The organism is Mycobacterium sp. (assembly GCF_049278535.1).
Classification (GTDB): domain Bacteria; phylum Actinomycetota; class Actinomycetes; order Mycobacteriales; family Mycobacteriaceae; genus Mycobacterium.
In genome coordinates, this window is record NZ_JBAPMI010000222.1 from 1 (window position 1) to 20,356 (window position 20,356).

Consider the following 20,356-nt stretch of genomic DNA (forward strand, 5'->3'; position numbering starts at 1 on the left):
GGCCGTGGGGCGCCGGACGGAGCGACCGGCGCGGCCGGAGCAGCAGCGGGCGCGGCGTCCGCAGCCGGGGCGGCGGAGTCTGCGGTCGGCTCGTCGACCTCGAGAACGTCCTCGGGTTCGGGGTCGGTGTCGGTGGCGAACAGCACCGCGGCGTCGCGCTCGGCGTTGAGTACTTCCACTGTGCTGTGGGCATATTCGGCCAGCTTGAGGGTGTTGGTGGCCAACCCCGCGACCGTCGGCGCCGACTTCACACCGATCTCGACGAACCGCTCCACGCCCAGACCGCCGGCTGCCTCTTCGGTGAACAGCAGATCCTGGGTCTCGATCCAACGCACCGGGCTGGCGAACTGCCACGCCAGCAGTTCGATGATCACCGTGCGCGCCAAGTCGAACGGGCGCTCATTGCGCCAGTCGTCGTAATTTTCGAGGATCTCGTCGAGCGGCTCGGCCGGCACCAAATCCCGGATCTCCTGGATGAAGTCGCGCTCCAGGCTGAACGGCCGCGGCACCAGGTTCGGGATGTAGCGCCCGATGATGACCTTGGGGTCCTTGCCCCGCGGCATCGCGCGTTGCAGCGAGCGGCGGAACTCGGCGACGCCGACCCGCAGCACCTCGGAGTGGAACGGCACGTCGATACCCGGCACCAGGATGAATGACCGCTTCCCGCCCGAGATTTCGCGACGCCGCTCGACCTCGGCCTCCAGCTCCTCTAGACCGCGAACGGTGCCGGCGATCGCATACTGCGCGCCACGCAGGTTGAAGTTGACGATCTGCAGGAACTCTCCGGTGCGTCGCGAGATTTCGTCGACGAACTCGGGCACGTCAGCGTCGTCGAGATCGATCTGCGACGGCCGGATCGCGGCCAGCCGGTAGTTGGACCGACCCAGCTCGTCGCGCGGCACGATGTCGTGCATGTTCGACCCGCGCTGGAACACCGTCTCCAGCAACGCTTCCAGTCCGTAGACGTCGCTCACGCAGGCCAGCGCGGTGTACTCGCCGACAGAGTGACCGCAGGTGATCGCGTCCTCGACGAACGCGCCCTGCTCGCGCATCTCCGCAACCTGCGCCGAAGCCACCGTCGCCATCGCGACCTGGGTGAACTGCGTCAGGTACAGCACGCCCTCAGGGTGGTTGTAGTGCACGCCGCTGGCGATCAAGCTGGTCGGGTTGTCCCGCACCACATGCAGGATCGAGAAGCCGAGGGTCTCACGGGTGTACTTGTCCGCGTCGTCCCACACCTTGCGGGCGGCCTTGGAGCGGGCCCGGACGTCCATGCCCATGCCCTTGTGCTGGATGCCCTGGCCAGGAAAGGCGTAGACGGTCTTCGGAGCGGCCAGTCGCGCGGTCGCGGACATCACCAAGTCTGAACCGATGCGTGCGGAGACTTCCAAAACCTCTGCGCCCTTGTCGATTCCGACACGGTCGACACGGAAGTCCACCTCGTCCCCCGGACGCACCATGCCAAGGAAGCGTGCCGTCCAGCCGATCAGTCGAGCCGGCGGCCGGGCCTGGCCATCGGTGGCGGTGGCCACGTGCTGCGCGGCGGCCGACAGCCACATGCCGTGCACGATCGGCGAATCCAGGCCGGCCAGCAACGCAGCCGCGCGATCGGTGTGGATCGGGTTGTGGTCACCGGACACCACCGCGAACGGCCGCATGTCGACGGGCGCGGTGAGGGTGACGTCGCGACGGCGACGCCGCGGAGTGTCGGTGGCGTTCTCGGAGACCGCGCCGCCGGCCTGCACCGGGTCGGTCAGCTCGACGAGTCCGGTGCGGCCACGGATCGCGAACCGCTCCTCCATGGTGGCCAGCACCGTGCGGTCCGCGCCGGCGACCGTCACGGATATCGGGACGACCCGACCGACTTCGGTGTCGGTGGCAACCGAAGCCGTTGCGGTGACGGTCAATTCGGCCGGCACCTTTGGCAGTGCGGCAACCAGATGAGCGGCGTGGTCCAGATGCACCAGGCTCAGCAGACCCTCGACAACCGGGACGCCGGTACCGGTAACAGCGGAACCGATGGCCGCGAACACCGCGGGCCAGCAGCGGCCGACCAGGGCGTCGGGCACGGTGGTCAGGGTCGGCGCCAACCGCTCGCCGAAGATTGCGGTGACCCCGGTGTGGTCGGCAACCCGCTCGGGGTCCCACTGCACGGTCACGGTCGCGGTGCCGTTGTGCACCCGCGGCAGGGTGTCCGGGCCGTCGGCACCCGCGGCGATCGCCAGCACCGAACGCATGGCCTCGATCGCGTCCTTGGTGCGGATCACCGGGATTGCGCCGTCAATTGTACTGGCGGGCAGGCTGAATCGGATGTCGATCCATACACCGGCGATCGGCACACTCAGCACGACGTGGTCGCCTTCGGTTTGCAGGCGTGCCCCGGTGGAGGAATGAGTGGCTCGGGACTCTTCGGGTCCGTCGTGCACCTGCCATTCGCCGGGGTCGGCGATGCGGTGCACCGGGTTGGTGGCAACGCGGCCGGCCCACAGCACGTCCGGTGCATCGAGCACGGTGGCCAGCGGGCCGCGCACGTCGATGCGGCCCTGCCGCCGCGCGGTGACCGCGGCCGGTACCGCACCGGTGGAGAGGACGTCGTCGATTGCGGCCTGCTCGAAGCGGTCCAGCAGTTCGCCGACCGGCTCGTCGAGTCGGGTGATACCGGCGACCGCAGCGGTGCCGGGGATGATGCAGACCTGGTCGGCGTCGTAGCGGGCGTCATGTGCCTGCCACAGCGAATCGCTTCGCCACCAACGCCTTACGTCTTTGTCGATCACCGGCACGAAGTTGACCGGCTTGCCCAGCGTCTTGCACAGCGTGACGAAGAACGGGACGTCGGCCGGGTGCAGCGTGACCGTCTCGGCGTCCGGGTAGCGGGCGAGCAGCGCGGCGATGGCCTCGTCGGGGCGTTCCAGGAGTGCGGCTTCGCCGAACAGGGTGTCGATCGGCCCGGAGTCGAGCGGGTGCAGCCGTGCCTCGGCACGCTGCAGCATCTGCTCGAACCGCTCGCGCCAGGTGTCGGCCAGCCAGGGGCTGCCCGGCGCGGCGGTGTCGGCCGTGCTGTCGCCGTCACCGATGGCCAACTCGACGTAGCGCTGCAGCCATTTCAGGTAGGTCATGTCGCCGACGTCGCCGAAGTACGGCTTGGCGGTGTTGGCCATCGCGGCGATGATCTCGTCGCGGCGCGCGGCGACCGCATCGGCGTCCCCGGCGACTTCGTCGAGCAGCCGCCCGCAGCGCGAAGCCGTGTTGTCGATCTCGTGGATGTCCGCGCCGAGTTGGCTGCGGCCAGAAGCCATGCCGCTCTGGGCTTTTCCGGCGCCGACCCACTGATCGGTGCCTTGAATGTCGACTAGCATCTGCTTGACCGACGGCGAGGTGGTGGACTCCAGTGTGGCCATCGCGGCGGTGCCGACCAGGATGCCGTCGACCGGCATCAGCGGGAACCCGTAGGACTGGGCCCAGCGCCCGGACAGGTATTCAGCCGCCTGTTCGGGAGTGCCGATGCCGCCGCCGACGCAGACCGTGATGTTGGGTCGGGACCGCAGCTCCGAGTAGGTGGCCAGCAGCAGATCGTCGAGGTCTTCCCACGAGTGGTGGCCGCCGGCGCGCCCGCCCTCGACGTGCATGATGACCGGCCTGGTCGGCACTTCGGTGGCGATACGGATGACCGAGCGGATCTGCTCGACGGTGCCCGGCTTGAACACCACGTGGGAGATGCCGATCTCGTTGAGCTCCTCGATCAGCTCGACGGCCTCTTCCAGCTCAGGGATGCCGGCGCTGACGACCACTCCGTCGATCGCGGCGCCGGACTGGCGGGCTTTCTGCACCAACCGCTTTCCGCCGACCTGCAGCTTCCACAGGTACGGGTCGAGGAACAGCGCGTTGAACTGGTAGGTGCGGCCCGGCTCGAGCAGCCCGGCGAGCTGCTCGATGCGGTCGTTGAAGATCGGCTCGGTGACCTGCCCGCCGCCGGCCAGCTCAGCCCAGTGCCCCGCATTGGCCGCGGCCGCGACGATCTTGGCGTCGACCGTGGTCGGGGTCATCCCCGCCAGCAGGATCGGCGACCGGCCGGTCAGCCTGGTGAACTTCGTCGAAAGCTTGACCCGGCCGTCGGGCAGGCTGACCACCGACGGGGCGTAGCTCGACCAGGGCCGAGCCACCTCCGGAACAGCCCCGACGGTGAACAGGTTGCGCTGGCCGCCGCGGGTGGCCGCGGGCACGATCCCGATGCCGAGACCGCGGATGATGGGAGCGCTCAGGCGGGTCAGGATGTCGCCGGGGCCCAGGTCGAGAATCCAGCGGGAGCCGGCCTCGTGGACCCTGATCACCTCGTCGACCCAGTCGACCGGCTGGACCAGGATGGCCTCCGCCATCGCGCGGGCCAGCTCGACGTCGATGCCGACCTTCTCCGCCCATTCGCCGACGATGTCGATGCTGTCGGCGAGCCGTGGAGTGTGAAAGCCCACCTCGACCTGGACCGAGTCGAACACCGGCGCGAAGACGTCGCCGCCGCGGAGCTTGTTCTTGCGGTCGGCTTCTTCCTTCTCGGAGATCTGCTTGCAGTACAACTCGAAGCGGGACAGCTGTTCGGGGGTGCCGGTGATGACGACCGAACGCCGGCCGTTGCGGATCGATAAAACCGGCGGCAGGACGGTCCGGACGTCTTGGGCGAAGTCCTCGAGCAATCGGTAGATGCGCTCGGGGTCGGCGTTGCTGACCGACACCATCGGCGAGCGGTCGCCGAGCACCGAGATCCCGCGTCGCCGTGCCACCAGCGTGCCCGCCGCCCCGATCAGCTGCGCCATCGCCAGCAGCTCGATATCGCGCGCTCCCGCCGCTTTCAGAGCCTCTACGGCCAGGATTCCCTGCGAGTGCCCGACGACGGCTACCGGCGGGGTGGCCATCAAGTCCATGCCCTGACGGGCCAGCGTTCGGATCGCGGCGATCTGGGTCAGCAAGACGCCGGGCAGCGATACCGCCGCCGAGGTCAGGTGCTTGGCGGACGGAACCGGGTCTTCGGCGGCGAGAGCGCGCACCCAAGGCAGCGGCTCGAAGCCGATCGGCCGGACGACGACCAGCTCGCTGGCGACCGGCTCGAGCAGCAGATCCACCTCGCCGACCAGCGTCGCCAGTTCGGACTCGATACCGGACGACGAGACCAGCTCTTCCAGCGTCTCCAACCACGCGCCGCCCTGGCCGCCGAAGGCGACGGCGTAGGCCTCGCCGGCAGTCAGACGATCAACGAGCGCATGAGTATCCCCGGTCATCCCGTCGCGGTCAGCGGACACTCGATGGTGCTCATAGATCGTCACGTGTGTATCTCCCTCAAAGCGCTTATCCGTCAAAGCGCTTACCCGTCGCTTGCGTGCCAGAGCCGCGCTGCCCCGTAAATGCCGTCGAAATGCCGATTGCGCCCCTGATCCAATCGGCGATCCAATCGGCCGCATCTCGACCGACCCGGCTTCCGCGGGTCAAGCCAAGGGGCGTTATCGGCTGCACTAAGAGTGTCATAAGAAACCTCGGGGTTTCCTGCGCAAATTGGTTACTGGTGAGTTCTACGCGCGAGTAATGGTGGGCTGGGTAACAGTCCGCTCATCGGCCGCTGACGGCGTCCGGACCAAACCTGCTGCGTGCAGGTGGTTACGGTTGAGTAGCTATAACTGCGCAGATCAAGGCAGTATTGTTATGCAATCGTTATCTGAAAAATTTGCGCGCTATCTGACGTCGCGCTCTACGAGTGACGAGACGTCGCGGGGCGACTGTTGAGAATCGCGCCACCGCGCCGCTCGCCAGAAGTTTGCTGGAAACTTACCCACGAGTCAGCTCTAGCCCGCTGGCCTAATTGCGGCTTGCAGATGTTGTTGATTCCGACCCCACTCGTCACATCTGCATCACCACTGGTGGGTGGCCGATTCCGCGCTCTTAGCCAGCGCATTCGCCGTCCGCTGGTACCCGCGGGACTCGAAACCGACGACGACGACCGCCGGCGCCGCCGTCACCACCAGCAGACACAGCGGCATTGAAACCCTCGCGGATGCCAGCCCGACCGCCACGAGCAGCACCGACAGCGTGATCAGCACGACGGAGGCATAGAAGCCGTCCCACGTTCGGGTCAGCAGTAGATAGGTCCCGTACACCGCGGCTACGTACACACCGACCGGCGTCGCGACCGCCACGACCGTGGCGACCGAATCGAGCGCCGACCGGTGCTCTATGTAGTCGGCGGCGACATGCAACGCCGCGCCGGTCGCGACGATGGATCCGAACACCACGACATGGAGGTAGCCGTAGCCGATCGAGCGATCGCGGTGAGCCTGCAGCAGGTCAGCCATCGGGACCACGAAGTAGATCCACCACATGCCGAAGGTGAGACCGGTCCCCGCGACCGCCACCAGTACGGCGTCGGTCGTCCACCCCTGTTCGGCGACCACCGCCGACAGCGATGCGACCGTCCCGACCACGCCTTCACCGAGCGCGATGATCGTCAGCAGCCCGTTGCGCTCGGCGATGTGATGTGCGTGCCATGGCGTTCCGCCCATCCGCTTCTCGGCACGCAGTGGCCCGCTCATCTCAATGGCAATCATCACGGTGAACAGGATGAAGGTGGTTTCCAACGAGCTGTTGACGATCGCTATGGCTACCCACCCGACTTGCGCCACGGTGATGGTCGCCGCGTAAGTCAGGCAGGCGGCCTTGCGGCCGGGATCTTGCCCGGCTGCCCGCAGCCACTGGATTACCATGGCGGCCCGCATTACCACGTAACCGGCGACCAGGGCCCGGTTGTCGATGTGCTGACCCTCGGCGATCGACGAGAACACCTGCGGAATCCCCAGTGCGAGAACCAGGACGCCCACCATTTGCAACATCGTGGTCAGGCGGTACACCCAGTCGTCGGTGTCATAGGCCGAGGCAAACCAACTGAAATTAATCCACGCCCAGCACACCGAGAATGTCGCGAACCCGAAGCCGGCCAACCCGGCGCTGACGTGACCCGATGCCAACATGTGCGCTAGTTGGGAGGCGGCGACACTGAAGGCGATGACGAACGTCAGGTCGAACAGCAACTCCAGTGGAGTGGCCACCCGATGTGGCTCGTGGGGGTCGCGGCCCGACATCGGGCGAAGCCGATGCGCGAGGGCCGCGCTGGTCTGGTGGCTTCTGGGTGCGCTCACGCAAACATTCTCACCTGTTGCACCGGATGCCCTGGCTTTCTGGCGCTGGTCTGTACCATCTCCCCATGCCGCTGGTCATTGGAGCGACAGCCGCCGGATTCAATATCGTCCGGCAGCTCGGATACGAAGAGTTCGGTGAGCTCTACGTGGCCGAGCATCCGCGGCTTCCACGCCAGGTGGTGCTTCACCTGATCCCGGCGGAAACCTCCATCGATCTGGACTACCGAGAGCGGTTCGACCAGGAGTCCGATCAGGCTGCAGCGCTGTGGCACCCGAACATCGCCGGCCTCATCGATCGAGGGGAGTTCGAGGACCAGCTGTGGCTCTCGACGGAGTACATCGATGGCGCCGACTCGGCCCAGTTGTTGGGCGAAAGCCACCCCGACGGCATGCCGCCGAGGATGGTTATCGAGATCGTGTCCGCGATCGCGGAGGCCCTGGACTACGCCCACGACCAAGGGGTAGTGCACCGCTACGTCAATCCCGGCAACATCCTGGTCGGCAAATCGCCGACCGATAGAAAACGAATTGCGTTGACGGGCTTCGGCGTAGCGCGCCCGGAGGGCGCCCACAACACGCTGACCCGGGCCGGCATGTTCATCGGAACGGCCGGCTACACCGCGCCCGAGCAGTTGCTGGGCGACGAGTTCGACGGCCGAGTCGACCAATACGCTCTGGCCGCCAGCGCATTTCACCTCTTGACCGGATCACCCCCGTTTGCCCACTTCAATCCGTCGGTGGTGGTCAGTAAGCACCTCAACGAACGTCCGCCCCGGCCAAGCGATGTCAGACCCGACCTGACCGAATTCGACGCGATCTTCGCCCGCGCACTTTCGCAAGATCCCATGGACAGATACCGGCGGGGTCGCGACTTCGCCAAGGCACTCGAGTCGAATGGCGGTACGCGGTCACACATTCGCGCCACATCCGAACTACGTGCGGCGTCCATTTTCCGCGAAGCCGGTGAGCCCACCGACACTGCGGCCACCACGCCCGTTGCAGCGCCGAAACACATCGCGGCGCCAAAACACACCGCGGCGCCGAAGCGCATCGCGGCGCCGAAGTCCGACACGGTCGCCAGGCCCGCGGCTCAAAGGCACGCCGCGACTGCTCCCCCAAATGGCTTGCCGAAAAACGGTAGTGGCAATTCGGGTACATCCGTTTCGCCCAAGGTGCCCGATGACCTAATCGACGATGATGACGTTGACGCCGACGGATCGGCCGAGGCACGCAAGCGCCGACTGCACCACTCAGCGGCGATCGCCGCTGTTGTCGCGGTCGTGCTGCTGACCTGGTTCTTCGGCGTGAAGGCGCTGCGCACGGCTTCTCAATCCGACGAAAACCCAACCAACGTCGAGACCTCCTCTGCCGAGCCCGCGGTCCCCATGTCGGCAACGACCGTCGCACCGCCGGCGCTCATCGCGCCCCCGCCCCCGCCGCCAGCGGCGCCTCCGGTGGTCGCCCCGAAGCCCGTCGTCACTACGCCCGCGCCGGTGACGACCCGGCCCACGACCACCAAGGTTGTGCCGCGGGTAACTACCACTGCGCCGGTGAACTCGCCTGCGCAGACACCGGTTCCGCACTTGACTCAACCGACATCGACGTCAGCGAATCCACCCAACGGCCTCGACACCCGGCCGGCTGTCGGCATGCCCTGCGGCGCAGAGGGCTCCTCCGCCGTGTCGAACTCCGGCGGTCCGGTGAACTGCGTCCGCACCCCGGGAGGGTCCGCCTGGGAACCGCCGGGCGGGTGACCGGCACGGCAGTCGTCAATCGCCGGCCGACAGCACCCGGATCATCGCGTTGATGACATCTCGGCAGTGCGCGCTGTCCGCAGGTAGAGCTGCGGGCATGGACTGCAACGACTTTCGTGCCTGCGGCCGATTTCCCGCTGCGATGAGCGGGCGCAGCTGATCGACCGCATCGGCCAATTCCGGGTCGGCTCCGCTGAGATTCTCGACCGCGGACGCCAGCACGTCGATCAGCTCCCAATCGCGATACAGCGCCAGCGAACGTTCGTAGAACGCGAAGCCGCTCACCGGTTCTCCACGCATCGTTCCGTGGTAGCGATACGGACCCTCCATGTATTCGATCGGCAGGCCATGCGCGGGCGCCGGCACCATGGGCTCACCGGTGAGGTCGAGTTGCAAGCTGGCGCATTGCAGTCGGTGGCGATCCGGCATGAACCGGTTCGGGGCCGGCGGCCGCACCAGCGGCCGGATTGAATCAGGCCAGCGGACGTAGCTGCTTACCGTGACATCGACGTCCTCCCCGCACTCCGGAGCCTTGTCCGGATCGGGATAACTCACCGTCACACCCGTAAATGGTTGTGGCGCATTGCCGTCCAGCCGATCGAACTGGCGCCAGATGCTCATGTCGACGCCGTTGTCCAAGTTGATCGTGCGCCATTCGTGCGACCTGGCTCGCGGGTCTCCCCCGGTTCCCCCGCCGCCGGCGTATCTGGGAAACCACTGCCGGTCAACGTGTCCCGCGCTGCCACTGACCTCCTCGTGCAGGTCGCCCCAGCGCAGTGATCCGCGCATCGCCATCCCGGTCTGGAAGTACGAGTAGGTGTCGTCCTGACCGAAGCAGGTGATCTTGCCGTCGTAGGTGTCTGCGCCCACCGGCACCGGCGCCCGCGTCGGAGTGACGTCCAAATCCAATTCCATCGCCTGGCCCGTCTGGTCGACACCGCGGAGGCTGACCCGGTAGGTGTAGGGCCGCAGTTCGCCATCCTCGTCTCGGCAGGCTGTCCACGCCACCGGCCCGGCACTGCTCTCGTAATGGATGTCGAGGTAGCCGGGGGCCATCGTCATCTTCGGACGCGCATCCGGTTGCATGTTCTTCGGAGGCATGTCGTAATCGGTATAGGTACCGTATTCGCCTGTATCGCAATCGAATACCGATATCGTGTAGAAATCGGCGACCACCGTGCCGCCTGGGCGGTTTTTGTTGAAGATGGTCAGGAACGCGAACGAGCGACCCGTCGCCCCGGTCAACTCGCCGGCGATGAACCAGGTATCGGATTCCTGGTCGTCATGCAATCCCTCGGCGGCCGGGAAATCCAGCGCGCTGTCGCCTGACACCAGCTTGAACGGATATTTGCGCCACTCAGTGTTCATGTCCTGCCTCGGGGGTGTCGATCGCGTCGTACTTGTCTGCTCCCAGGAACTCCCGCACCTTCTCGATGTGGTCGTCGGCACCCAGCTCGAGCGTTTCGGCAGCCAGCCCGTAGTCGATGATCGCAATCGCTGCCTGAGCAAGGTGCTTAGAGAACGCCCGCTTGGTGGTCTGCAACGCGCGAGCCGGCTGGTCCGCCAACCGGGTAGCCAGTTGCAGCGCCTGTTCCATCAGCGTCTCTGCGGTCGTGACCCGATTGGCCAGACCCAGGTCCACCGCCAGTTCGGCCGGGATGCGCTCGCCGGTATAGATGTACTCCTTGGCGCGGATCAGGCTGGTCATGTAGGGCCATAGCAGTGCTCCACCGTCGCCTGCGGTCAGGCCGATCGAGACGTGGGGATCGCACAGGTAGCTGCGCTCAGACATCAACACCAGGTCGCAACACAACGCCAGCGACGCGCCCAGGCCCACGGCCGGGCCGTTGACCGCGGCCAGCACCGGCAGCCGAAAATTGATCATCGCGTGCAGAATGTCCGCCGCCTGAGCCGCGATGTCGTAGCGGTACGAAAGCGAACGATGCTGAGCCTTCAGGAATGCGAAATCGCCTCCGCCACTGAAGGTTTTGCCGGCTCCGGTGAGTACCACGCAACGGGCACCGCTGTCCCGCTCCAGATCGCGCCAGACGTCCAGCAGTTTGTGGTGCAGGGCGGCATTGACGACATTGAGATGGTCGGGGCGATTGATCGTCACGATGCGGACGGCGCCGTCCGCAGTCACCCGAAGTTCGTCGCTCACGTCGCCTTCACAAATTGATCCACGGCAGATGCCAGGCGGCTCGTCTTTTTTGCTATGTTAGCATCAATAGCGAAGTTGCCGTCGCCTTTTAGAGGTGGTACCCCATGCCGGAAACCCGTGACCACCGTTGCTACGACCAGCTTTTCATCGGAGGACGATGGCGCAAGCCGTCCACCGAGGAACGCCTGACGGTCATCTCCCCGCACTCCGAAAGTCCGGTGGGCGACGTTCCCGCGGCGACTCCCGCGGACGTCGACGCCGCGGTTGCTGCCGCCCGCCACGCCTTCGACCACGGCCCATGGCCTCGGCTTGATCCGCAGGAGCGCATGCGCAAGGTCGAACAGCTGGCCACGATCTATTCGGCCCATCTCGACGAGATGGCCGACCTGATCACCGACGAGATGGGATCCCCGCGCAGCTTCAGTCGACTGGGTCAGGCCGCCGCGGCGGCCTCGATGATCCACCTGACGCTGGCGGTCGCCCGCGACTTCCCGTGGAAGGAGCGCCGCCACGGCGTGCTCGGCGAAGTCCATTTGCATCGCGCTCCGGTTGGCGTGGTCGGCGCGATCGTGCCTTGGAACGTGCCGCAGTTCTTGATCATGCCCAAGCTGATTCCCGCGCTGATCGCGGGCTGCCCGGTGATCGTCAAGCCTGCACCCGAAACACCCTTGGATGCCTTGTGGTTGGCCGAAATGATCGAGCAGCTGGACTTGCCCGAGGGGGTGGTGTCGGTGCTTCCCGGCGGCACCGAGGTCGGCGAGGCGCTGGTGCGCCATCCCGGGGTGGACAAGATCTCGTTCACTGGGTCCAGTGCCGTCGGGCGCCGGATCGCCACGCTGTGCGGCGAGCAACTCAAGCGGGTGAGCCTGGAGCTTGGCGGCAAGTCGGCGGCGATCATTCTCGACGATGCCGATATCGGTAAAACGGTGCGGGAATTGAAGTCCGCGAGCCTGATGAACAACGGTCAGGCTTGCGTGGCGCAGACCCGCATCCTGGTCAGCGATCGCCGTCGCGACGAGGTTGTCGACGCACTGTCCGAGATGATGTCGGGCCTGCAGGTCGGCGATCCCACCGATGAGGCGACCGACGTTGGGCCCCTCGTCGCCCAACGCCAACAAGCCCGGGTTCAGGACTACATCCGGTCCGGGGTGAAAGAGGGCGCTCGGATGGTCCTCGGCGGCGAAGACGCGCCGCTCAGCCGTGGTTGGTATGTGCAGCCGACCCTGTTCACCGACGTCACCAACGACATGCGTATTGCGCGCGAGGAAATATTCGGCCCCGTGCTCAGCGTGCTGACCTACCGCGACGAGCAAGACGCGGTCCGCATCGCCAACGACAGCGACTACGGCCTGGCCGGATCCGTGTGGACTGCCGACATCGCGCACGGCCTCGAAGTCGCCGCGAGCGTGCGAGCGGGAACCTACGGCATCAACATGTACACCCTTGACATCGGAAGTCCGTTCGGCGGTTTCAAGCAGTCGGGCCTCGGCCGCGAGTTCGGTCCCGAGGGCCTGCACGAGTACGTCGAGTTGCAGTCGGTGATCAGCAAGGGCGCGATGCCGCCGCTGCCCGGCTAACCCTCAGGCGGATGCCAGCTGGGGTTACGGCCCAGCCGGGCAAGAAGTTTCGATTGCACGTCGGTGTGATCACCCGCGGCTACCGCCGCACCGAACATCCCGGTGCCGACGAGCGCGTTCGGGTCGTCAGGCAAGGATGCGTAGAACGACTCGCAGTAGCGGGCGTCCAACCGGTCATCGGCGCCGACCGCCCGGGCCAGGTCCCAGGTGTGCACCAACACATCGCGAGTCACGTTCGGCAGCAGCGCCGCAGCGTCCGGCCCGATATCGAGTCCGAACGCCGTCTCCAGCTGCTGGTAGGTCAGCTCCCATCGCCGCTGCGGATCGTCGCGCGGGCGGTCGGGCTTGAGTCCCAGCGGCCGCAGCAGCAGCACATCATGAAAACCGATCACATGCTCCAGCACTGCCCTGGCATCCCAGGCATCGCACGGTGAGCGACGGTCCCACTTTCCGTTCGCCGCGCGAACCGAATCACCGAACCGTCGGCACACCGCCAGGTGCTGTTCGCCCAATGCGCTCATCAGTTATGGCTCCAGCACCTCGAGGGTGATCTCGGCGGGACAGCAGAGCTCCCCCCGCTGATTGGACACAGTGATCTCCAGGTCAACGAAATACTGTGGCTTCGGTCCGGAGGTGCTGCATCGCTTGGCGACAACCGTTCCCCGACCGATCATCGTGTCGCCCGCATAGATCGAACCCGCCAGCGCGATCTTGCGCCGTGCGACCCTGCTGTACGGGCCGGCCCAGTCGGTGGCTACCCGGTCGACGAATCCGGCGAGATGCATAGTGTTGATGAAGATCGTCGGATGACCTTGGCGCTTCGCGTATTCCGGGTCGAAATGGCCGGGGAAATAGTCCCACGTCGCGCTGGCGTTCATCACCACCCGTTCGTAGCTGATTTCGTCGACTACCTCGGGCAACTCGATCGGAACCGTCAACGCTTGCCAGTCCAATCGGCGAAAGCCGGCGCCGTGTCCCGATTCAGCGGCCATCGGATACCTCCGTGGGATTGAAGCGGAATAGGGTGTTGCGGTTCAACGCGACCACGGCTCCGTCGCCGCGCAGGAAGGTGTCCAGCGTTTCAACGAAATGTCCGACACCAAGTTTGGTGGCCTTCTCGGGCGACACCGAAACCACTTCTTCTACGACCGAGAGCCGATCACCCTCGAGCACCGGAATCAGGAATTCTGCTTCGTTGGATGCGTTCACAAAGGTTCTGCCGGGCAAGGGAACCCGGATCACGATCCCCGCAGTCGGCCGAACACCGTTGGGGATCCAGGGTTGCGGAATCAGCCAGCCCATCAGCAACGCCGGCGGGCCGACGAGCCCGCCCCATGCTCGGGTAGCGAAGTCGATGTCCCAATACGCCGGGTTGCTGTCCTGTACCAACGAGGCGAAATGCTGGATCCGGGCACCACTGACTACCGTCCCCGCGACCCGGGGCTTGGTACGTACGCCCACCATCTTCAGCGCGTCCTCGTAGGTCCCGAACGCGTATTTGTAACTGATGTCTTCAGCCACTGAGTTCCTTTCAGCGGGCGGGCAGACCGGCGGCGGCGCGGACCTGGCGTCGCGCAGCCGATTGGTCGGATTCGGGAAAGATGTAGTGGCTCATTGCTGTTCGAGCGATCGCGGCCGCCAGGTCAGCCGGTGCCGTAGAACGAACACGGCCATCTTCATCGGCGCATCGGGTCAGAACCACGACCAACGCGTCCGTCACCATCGGAAGCACCTGCGCCATTTGCTCGTTGACGAATCCCGGCTCGAGGTCGATGAGGGAACGTGGTGGTTGATCCTCCAGGAACGCCGCTACCACGTCGATTGCCGCCTCCAATCGTTCGCCGCTCGCTGCAGCCGAGACGGCGTCGTCCATCGCGGCGTTGAAGCGCCGATATTCGAGTTTTCCCAGAGCGTCGATCAAGTCCTCTTTGGAGACGAAGTAGCGGTAGATGGTCGGCCGCGAGACCCCGGCCAGCGTTGCCACTTCGGATAGCGAAAGCCTGCGCGCCCCCTGCTGGACCACCAACTGTCGCGCGGCATCGAGTATGCGTTCGCTCAGATCCCGCCGATCGGGACCGGGTCGTAGGGGTTCGACCGTCACCGGCGGCGTCCCGGAATTGCGGCCGTTCACTCGAGGCGACCTAGCTTCCGCAACCACGGAATGAGCAGACGCAGGCCGTCGTCGAACGACATCGGGTGGTAATCGAGCCGGCGGCTCGTGAGATTGTCGGTCGGCCGGGGTGCCCGCACGTCCTTGGCCGCGGCCTCGGCGATCGCCATCAACGTGGGACCGAACTCCCGGGTCAAGGCCTCCGGATCGGAGCGATAGTCGAGATCCTCTACGCGGTGGTCGATCCCGGCGATCTCGCATGCGCGGTTGATACCGGCCGCCGTGCTGAGAGTCTCCTCGCTCCGGCCGATCAACAAGTAACGCTCGCCGGCCACTCCGCGATCGAGGGCAGCGATGGATCCTGCGGCCACATCTGCGCCCGCGACCCAGGTCACCGGGAATGCCAGATAACGCTCGATCCGACCGCGCATGCCGGCCAACAAGACCCGGTTGAAGCTGGTTCGGTGCAGCGCCCGCTCGACGACCAGACCCGGCCCGAAGATCGCACCCGGATGACAGGTGAGCACATCGTCGCCGGCCTCGGCGCGTTTGTGTGCCTCCAGGAAGGCGGCCAGTTTTGTCACCGTGTAGGGATCGCCGGGCGGATTCTCGAGGACGGGCGCCTCCTCGAAAGGCCGGTCGGTGCTCAGGTTGAAGAAGGTCGCGGTACTCAACGCCACCACGCGACGCATGTCGTGAGTTTTTGCGGCGTCCAGCACATTTGTCGTGCCACGCATGTTGACGGCCTTGAAGTCCTCCAAGTCCTGACTCGCCCCACCAAGAAGCGCCGCGCAATGGATGGCGGCCTCGGACCCTTTGGCTGCCCGAGAGACATCGTCGGGGTCGGAGATGTCGCCCTTGATCAACTCGACGCCGATCTCGGCCAACGCAACGGCCTCATCCGGGTTGCGCACCAGAGCTCGAACATTGTCGCCGCGCTCGATCAGCTGTGCGCAGACGTTGGCCCCGGTTTGGCCAGTGGCTCCGGTCACGAAAACAGTGCTTGCCATCGCGGCAGCCCTTCCCCAGGGTTGTTACAAAAAAGACATTCAACGTAAAAAACGTAACACGTTAGCAGGCATTTGATCTAGTGTTTGACCATGTCTATTGATCCCTCAATTACGTCCCTGGTGGGTCGCGTCGCGGTCGTCACCGGTGGTGGCGCGGGTATCGGCCGGGGCATCGCGGCGGGACTGACGGCCTTCGGCGCATCCGTGGCGATCTGGGAGCGCAACCCGCAGTCGTGCACGGCCGCCGCGGAAGAGATCGGCGCTCTCGGCATATCCACCGATGTGCGCGACAGCGCACAGGTTGACTCCGCGCTGGCGCACACGGTCGCTGAACTTGGGCCGGTGACCATCCTGGTCAACAACGCCGGCGGGGTGTTCTACTCGTCGATTCTCGAGACCAGCGAGAACGGCTGGGACGCGCTCTACAAGGCCAATTTGCGGCACGTGTACCTGTGCACCCAGCGGGTGGCACGCGGGCTGGTCGAACAGAACCTGTCGGGCAGCATCATCAGCGTGACCTCGATCGAGGGCTGCAGAGCGGCGCCGGGCTACGCGACGTACGCGGCGGCGAAAGCCGGTGTCATCAACTACACCAAGACCGCCGCACTCGAGCTTGCACCCCACGGCATTCGCGTCAACGCGCTGGCACCCGACATCACCTTGACGGAGGGCATCATGGCGATCGCCCCAGCAGGTTCAGAGCAACGGTTCGGCAGTACCGTCCCGATGGGCCGAGCGGGCCACGTCGATGAAATGGCCGGTGCTGCAGTGTTCCTCGCGTCGGACATGTCCAGCTACATCACCGGGCAAACTATTCACGTCGACGGAGGAACCCAGGCCTCCTCTGGCTGGTATCACCACCCGGTCACCGGCGACTATGTCCTCGGGCCGAGCGGGTGAGCGCCCGCTGTCGCTAATCAACCTCGTCAAGCACTTCGGTGATCACGGCCGGCGCCACACCAAGCCCGCGCAGGCAAAACCGTTGAACGCGTGTGGATATCTCGCGCGGATCGCAGCACCCCGTCGACCACTGGCGCTCAACGTTGGCCCATACGACACCGTGTATTGACAGCGCCTCGCTCATCGGATCGACACCCGGAAAGGCTCCCAGGTCGTTACCGCGCTCGATTTCGTCGACCAGAGGTCGCAGCATCTCCTGGTACGCGGGGCCGATCAGTTCCGGCGAAGCGAACATCTGCGATTGGGCCTCCAATGACATCTGGCGCAAATCCGATCGGATCTGGTCGTCGAAGGCCAAGTCGAGCCGGCCGGCTATCCAAGCTGCAACCGCACGAACCGGATCGCCCGTGGTCGCCATCTTCTGTTCCAGTCGCATCATCTCTGTGCGCGCCATCTCCAAGAACACGGCCGACACCAACTGATCCTTGGAATCGAAGTGCCGGTAGAACGCTCGGGTGCTCAGCCGTGTTCGGGCCAGCACCTCAGCGACGCTGAGCGCGCGAACACCTTCCTCACGAACGACTTTCGATGCAGCCGTCAAAATTGCGCGACGGACCCGCGCGTCGGGTTCGAGCTTCCTGCCGCCCACCGCCTCGACGGTCTTCATGACGCCGCCGAGTCAGGCAGACGCGTCGTAGGTTGCGAGATACTCACTGAACGCCTCTCGCACCTGCTCGGCGGACAAGCCGTAATCGGCGAGTTCATAGTTGTGCGTGCCACGGTGGCCGGGCTTGTGCTCGTCGGCCCACTTCTGGACGGTGTCCCGAGCGGAATCGGTGAAAGCGAGACCAAGCTGTTCGTAACTGTTTGCCAGCGTCTTCACCGGTTCGGTTTGCAGGTCGGCGAACGAGACGTCGACGAAACGATCGTCACCGAATTTCTTCCGGAAATCCATGGCGCGGGTAATGCCTTCCGACCACCAGGCAAGTTGTTCGGCGCCAAGTTCTTTCGGGTCTTTGCGGTCACTGCTCCAGCTGCGGACGTACCCGATGAGGCTGCACACCGAACCCAACACCTTCGCCGGATCGCGATGGCTCCACAGGAATTTGGCGTTCGGATAGGCATCGACGAAGGCGTCCAGCGCGAACATGTGCACCGGTGTGCGCAGATGCCACAGATTGGGCTTGCAATGCCACTGCAGCAGTTTGAGCACGTCTTTGTGGAAGGCGTAGGTCTCTCGCATGTCGCACTCGATCAACCACTCGACATAACTCGGGACACGGACGACGCCGTCGAAGTGGAAGGTGCGGAAGCTCATTCCCATCAGGTCCTGGCACTCGGTCGCGGCTTCGGGTTCCGAGTTCAGCATGGTTTTGAAGTCCGGGAACATCTGGTCGATCATCGCGAGACCCTCAGCGCATTGGGCGATCCGTGGATCGGTGTGCCGGGTGGCGTCCTCCGGCGGCGGCGTGGGCGCCTGCGATTCCCACGTCCGCAGCGACCGGAATTGCGGATCGGCCGCCACCAGGTGACTCAACGCCGTGGTGCCGGTGCGGGGCAGGCCGATGACAACCACCGGACCGTCGATGACCTCGTCGGCGATCTCGGGACTGCGCTTGTAGGTGTCGATGATCTTGAGCCGCTGGATAAGTGCATTGCTGGTCGTCGCGTGCTGCATGACCCGGCCCAGATCGTTGAGGTCGGCTTCGTTGTTCAGCGCGTCGACGGTGCGCTCCAAACCCTCGCGGTAGTAGGGCGAGCCGAAGTCGTCCAAACCCGTAGCGGCGCGGGCACCGTCCTCGAGTTCGTCTGCGGAGAACGTCATCGATGAAACCTTTCGTGGACCGATCGACGGCGCGCCTCGATAACCTCGCCGCGCTCTGCAGGTGTCGTCATCGCCGTGCCGGGCGGGAGCGTCGACACGACGTCGTCGAACTTCACCACGCGGGTAGCCGGCACCGGTGCGCTCTCCGTGCGTACGCAACGCAGGATGATCGCACCGTTGCTGTGGCCCGCCGAGTCGAGCCAGTTCGCGACCCCGGGATCCTGCGCGCAGACGACAACGCGCACAACGCCATCGGAGTCGACGACGGCCTGATGCCCGTTGAGGCTGGACTGGTGGCGCCCGTAATGAATGGTCTCCAACCACGGATTGCCCAACGAGTAACTCCAGTACACGCCCTTGGGCGGCTCGACCTCGAGGATCAGCGCCTCGCCCGGTTCCAGCTCGAAACGCCCTATGACAGGCCGGTTCTCGGCAGCGGCGCCCATATCGGTCATGTCCATGGGCGGCACGAAGCTGTTTGGCTGAGCCATGCCGCCGAAATCCAGAAAGAACTTCAAGTTGTCGTAGACGAACTCGCCCAGCGCGCGCAGCTGCCGCGAAACCGAGACATCGGGCGCAACAGAACGATCCTTCGCCGGGACCTCAGCACCGATACGCTCGATCTGCAGAGACGATGGCACTTCGGTGTCCCAGTCGTAGAAGAAATGCCGCACGGTCAGCGTTGGATGATCGCCGGCCAGCCTGAGTCCCGCGCCCTCGTCAAAGGAGAGGATTACCTCGAAGTTGCCGTCGGCGTCGACGTCGAGATCATCGACGAGGCAGTTAGCGGTCGCCGAAATGCCGTCCATGGTCTGCAGACCGACGTACCGCGCCGTGCCCCGGTTACCGAACAGCCGATACGTCTCGCCTGCGCGCAAGGTCGCGTTCATGTAGAGGCAGTCCGGGCACTCCATGCCCCATGTGACGTTGTCGTCCATGCTGGCCGGAACCACCGCGAGAACCGGATCCGGGTCCACCCGCAGCGCCACGTCGATGCCCACCGCGAGCAGCACCATCAGGTGGCGCATCCCCGCCGCGTAGTCGAACCGGTTGCGATTGACGGAACTGGATGCCACCAGTTCCCCGGCCGCTGTCAACCGCTCCTGCAGGTGGTCCCAGGCGGTGGCCAGCTCGACGTCCTGACCGGCATCGCCCGACAACGCCGCTTCGGCGATGGAGAATGGCAGCCAGGCAAGCGGATTCCGCCATGCCGTTGCCGTGTTTTCGTCGGTCATGCTTCCTCCGTATCGGTCAGCATCGACGGGTGGCCACCTGAGAATGGCGTTTTCAGATAAGCTCAGAACGACTATCACACTGCGCTGCCGACTTGTCAACGGACGGTCAACCCGAGATCGGACTTAGTGCTGTGCAACGAAGCCCACCGGCGTTAATGTCAATCCATGCCACGCATCGCGCCAATTCCGATGGCCGAACTCAGTGCACAGTCACGCGAAATCGTCGAGGCCGGCGTCACCGACGGTCTCTACGCGACGCCGGTTCCGTTACAGATTTTTGCCTACCGCAGCGCACAGCTCGCCCAGGTGAACATGGCGCGCACCCACCTTGGCGCCGACACTCTGCTCGGCGGTCGACTGTTGGAACTCCTCCGCATCCGCAGTGCACAACTCGGCGAATGCGAACCGTGCAGCCAGTCACGCAAACACGATTCCATCACCGACGAGGACGTCGCCTGCCTGCTGACACCGGCCCAGGGCAAGCTCACGCCGCAAGAACAGATCGCCGTCGAATTCATCGACCGACTCTCTGCCGACCACCATTCAATTGACGGCGAGTTCTACGAACGTCTCGGAAAGCATTTCACCGCAGCGCAAATCATCGAACTCGGC

Annotated in this window: 16 protein-coding genes; 4 read left to right on the top strand and 12 right to left on the bottom strand. The window is 65.2% G+C overall.

The genetic code is table 11. From position 1 onward, the window contains the following. Positions 1-5,312, bottom strand: a 5,312-nt coding sequence (locus WAO18_RS15295) for a fatty acid synthase subunit beta domain-containing protein (protein WP_422207104.1), incomplete at its 3' end; no start/stop codon positions are given. 579 nt (positions 5,313-5,891) lie between these two features. Continuing rightward, positions 5,892-7,115: a low temperature requirement protein A gene (locus WAO18_RS15300; protein ID WP_422207118.1), complete on the bottom strand. Its 1,224-nt coding sequence runs from the start codon at positions 7,113-7,115 to the stop codon at positions 5,892-5,894. Positions 7,116-7,237: 122 nt separating this feature from the next. Between WAO18_RS15300 and WAO18_RS15305 the strand changes: the two genes are divergently transcribed. Beyond that, positions 7,238-8,926 (top strand): serine/threonine-protein kinase, encoded by a 1,689-nt coding sequence (locus WAO18_RS15305; RefSeq protein ID WP_422207105.1) that lies wholly within the window; start codon positions 7,238-7,240, stop codon positions 8,924-8,926. Positions 8,927-8,941: 15 nt separating this feature from the next. Here WAO18_RS15305 and WAO18_RS15310 read toward each other — a convergent pair whose 3' ends face one another. Both WAO18_RS15310 and WAO18_RS15315 read right to left on the bottom strand, forming a co-directional pair. After that, positions 8,942-10,294, bottom strand: coding sequence for a lipocalin-like domain-containing protein (locus WAO18_RS15310; RefSeq protein WP_422207106.1), 1,353 nt, complete (start codon positions 10,292-10,294; stop codon positions 8,942-8,944). Further along, positions 10,284-11,087: an enoyl-CoA hydratase/isomerase family protein gene (locus WAO18_RS15315; RefSeq protein WP_422207107.1), complete on the bottom strand. Its 804-nt coding sequence runs from the start codon at positions 11,085-11,087 to the stop codon at positions 10,284-10,286. The genes WAO18_RS15310 and WAO18_RS15315 overlap by 11 nt, the downstream gene beginning before the upstream one ends. Positions 11,088-11,191: 104 nt before the next feature. On the opposite strand from WAO18_RS15315, the gene WAO18_RS15320 reads away from it, so the two are divergent. Then, positions 11,192-12,664, top strand: a complete 1,473-nt coding sequence (locus WAO18_RS15320; RefSeq protein WP_422207108.1) for an aldehyde dehydrogenase — start codon at positions 11,192-11,194, stop codon at positions 12,662-12,664. Here WAO18_RS15320 and WAO18_RS15325 read toward each other — a convergent pair. The 5 genes from WAO18_RS15325 to WAO18_RS15345 form a co-directional block, all read right to left on the bottom strand. Continuing rightward, complete coding sequence (locus WAO18_RS15325; protein WP_422207109.1) at positions 12,661-13,185, bottom strand: maleylpyruvate isomerase N-terminal domain-containing protein; 525 nt, start codon at positions 13,183-13,185, stop codon at positions 12,661-12,663. The two genes, WAO18_RS15320 and WAO18_RS15325, sit on opposite strands and share 4 nt — an antisense overlap. Before the next feature lie 3 nt (positions 13,186-13,188). After that, a complete protein-coding gene (locus tag WAO18_RS15330) occupies positions 13,189-13,656 on the bottom strand; it encodes a MaoC/PaaZ C-terminal domain-containing protein (protein ID WP_422207110.1) in 468 nt (155 codons plus the stop codon). After that, positions 13,646-14,128 (bottom strand): FAS1-like dehydratase domain-containing protein, encoded by a 483-nt coding sequence (locus WAO18_RS15335; RefSeq protein WP_422207119.1) that lies wholly within the window; start codon positions 14,126-14,128, stop codon positions 13,646-13,648. The genes WAO18_RS15330 and WAO18_RS15335 overlap by 11 nt, the downstream gene beginning before the upstream one ends. 67 nt (positions 14,129-14,195) lie before the next feature. After that, on the bottom strand, positions 14,196-14,765 hold the full coding sequence (locus tag WAO18_RS15340) for a TetR/AcrR family transcriptional regulator (protein ID WP_422207111.1): 570 nt from the start codon (positions 14,763-14,765) through the stop codon (positions 14,196-14,198). 26 nt (positions 14,766-14,791) lie between these two features. Continuing rightward, complete coding sequence (locus WAO18_RS15345) at positions 14,792-15,784, bottom strand: NAD-dependent epimerase/dehydratase family protein (RefSeq protein ID WP_422207112.1); 993 nt, start codon at positions 15,782-15,784, stop codon at positions 14,792-14,794. Between the two features lie 90 nt (positions 15,785-15,874). Between WAO18_RS15345 and WAO18_RS15350 the strand changes: the two genes are divergently transcribed. Next, positions 15,875-16,684: an SDR family NAD(P)-dependent oxidoreductase gene (locus WAO18_RS15350; protein WP_422207113.1), complete on the top strand. Its 810-nt coding sequence runs from the start codon at positions 15,875-15,877 to the stop codon at positions 16,682-16,684. 13 nt (positions 16,685-16,697) lie between these two features. Here the strand turns inward: WAO18_RS15350 and WAO18_RS15355 are convergent, their stop codons facing one another. The 3 genes from WAO18_RS15355 to WAO18_RS15365 are packed head-to-tail and all read right to left on the bottom strand — an operon-like array spanning position 16,698 to position 19,744. Beyond that, positions 16,698-17,351 carry a TetR/AcrR family transcriptional regulator gene (locus WAO18_RS15355; protein WP_422207114.1) on the bottom strand — a complete coding sequence of 218 codons (654 nt, stop codon included), beginning with the start codon at positions 17,349-17,351 and terminating at the stop codon, positions 16,698-16,700. A 12-nt stretch (positions 17,352-17,363) separates the two neighbouring features. Then, positions 17,364-18,509 carry a sulfotransferase family protein gene (locus WAO18_RS15360; protein WP_422207115.1) on the bottom strand — a complete coding sequence of 382 codons (1,146 nt, stop codon included), beginning with the start codon at positions 18,507-18,509 and terminating at the stop codon, positions 17,364-17,366. Next, on the bottom strand, positions 18,506-19,744 hold the full coding sequence (locus WAO18_RS15365; RefSeq protein ID WP_422207116.1) for a hypothetical protein: 1,239 nt from the start codon (positions 19,742-19,744) through the stop codon (positions 18,506-18,508). The genes WAO18_RS15360 and WAO18_RS15365 overlap by 4 nt, the downstream gene beginning before the upstream one ends. 165 nt (positions 19,745-19,909) lie before the next feature. Here WAO18_RS15365 and WAO18_RS15370 point away from each other — a divergent pair. After that, on the top strand, positions 19,910-20,356 hold a 447-nt coding region (locus tag WAO18_RS15370), incomplete at its 3' end, for a carboxymuconolactone decarboxylase family protein (protein WP_422207117.1).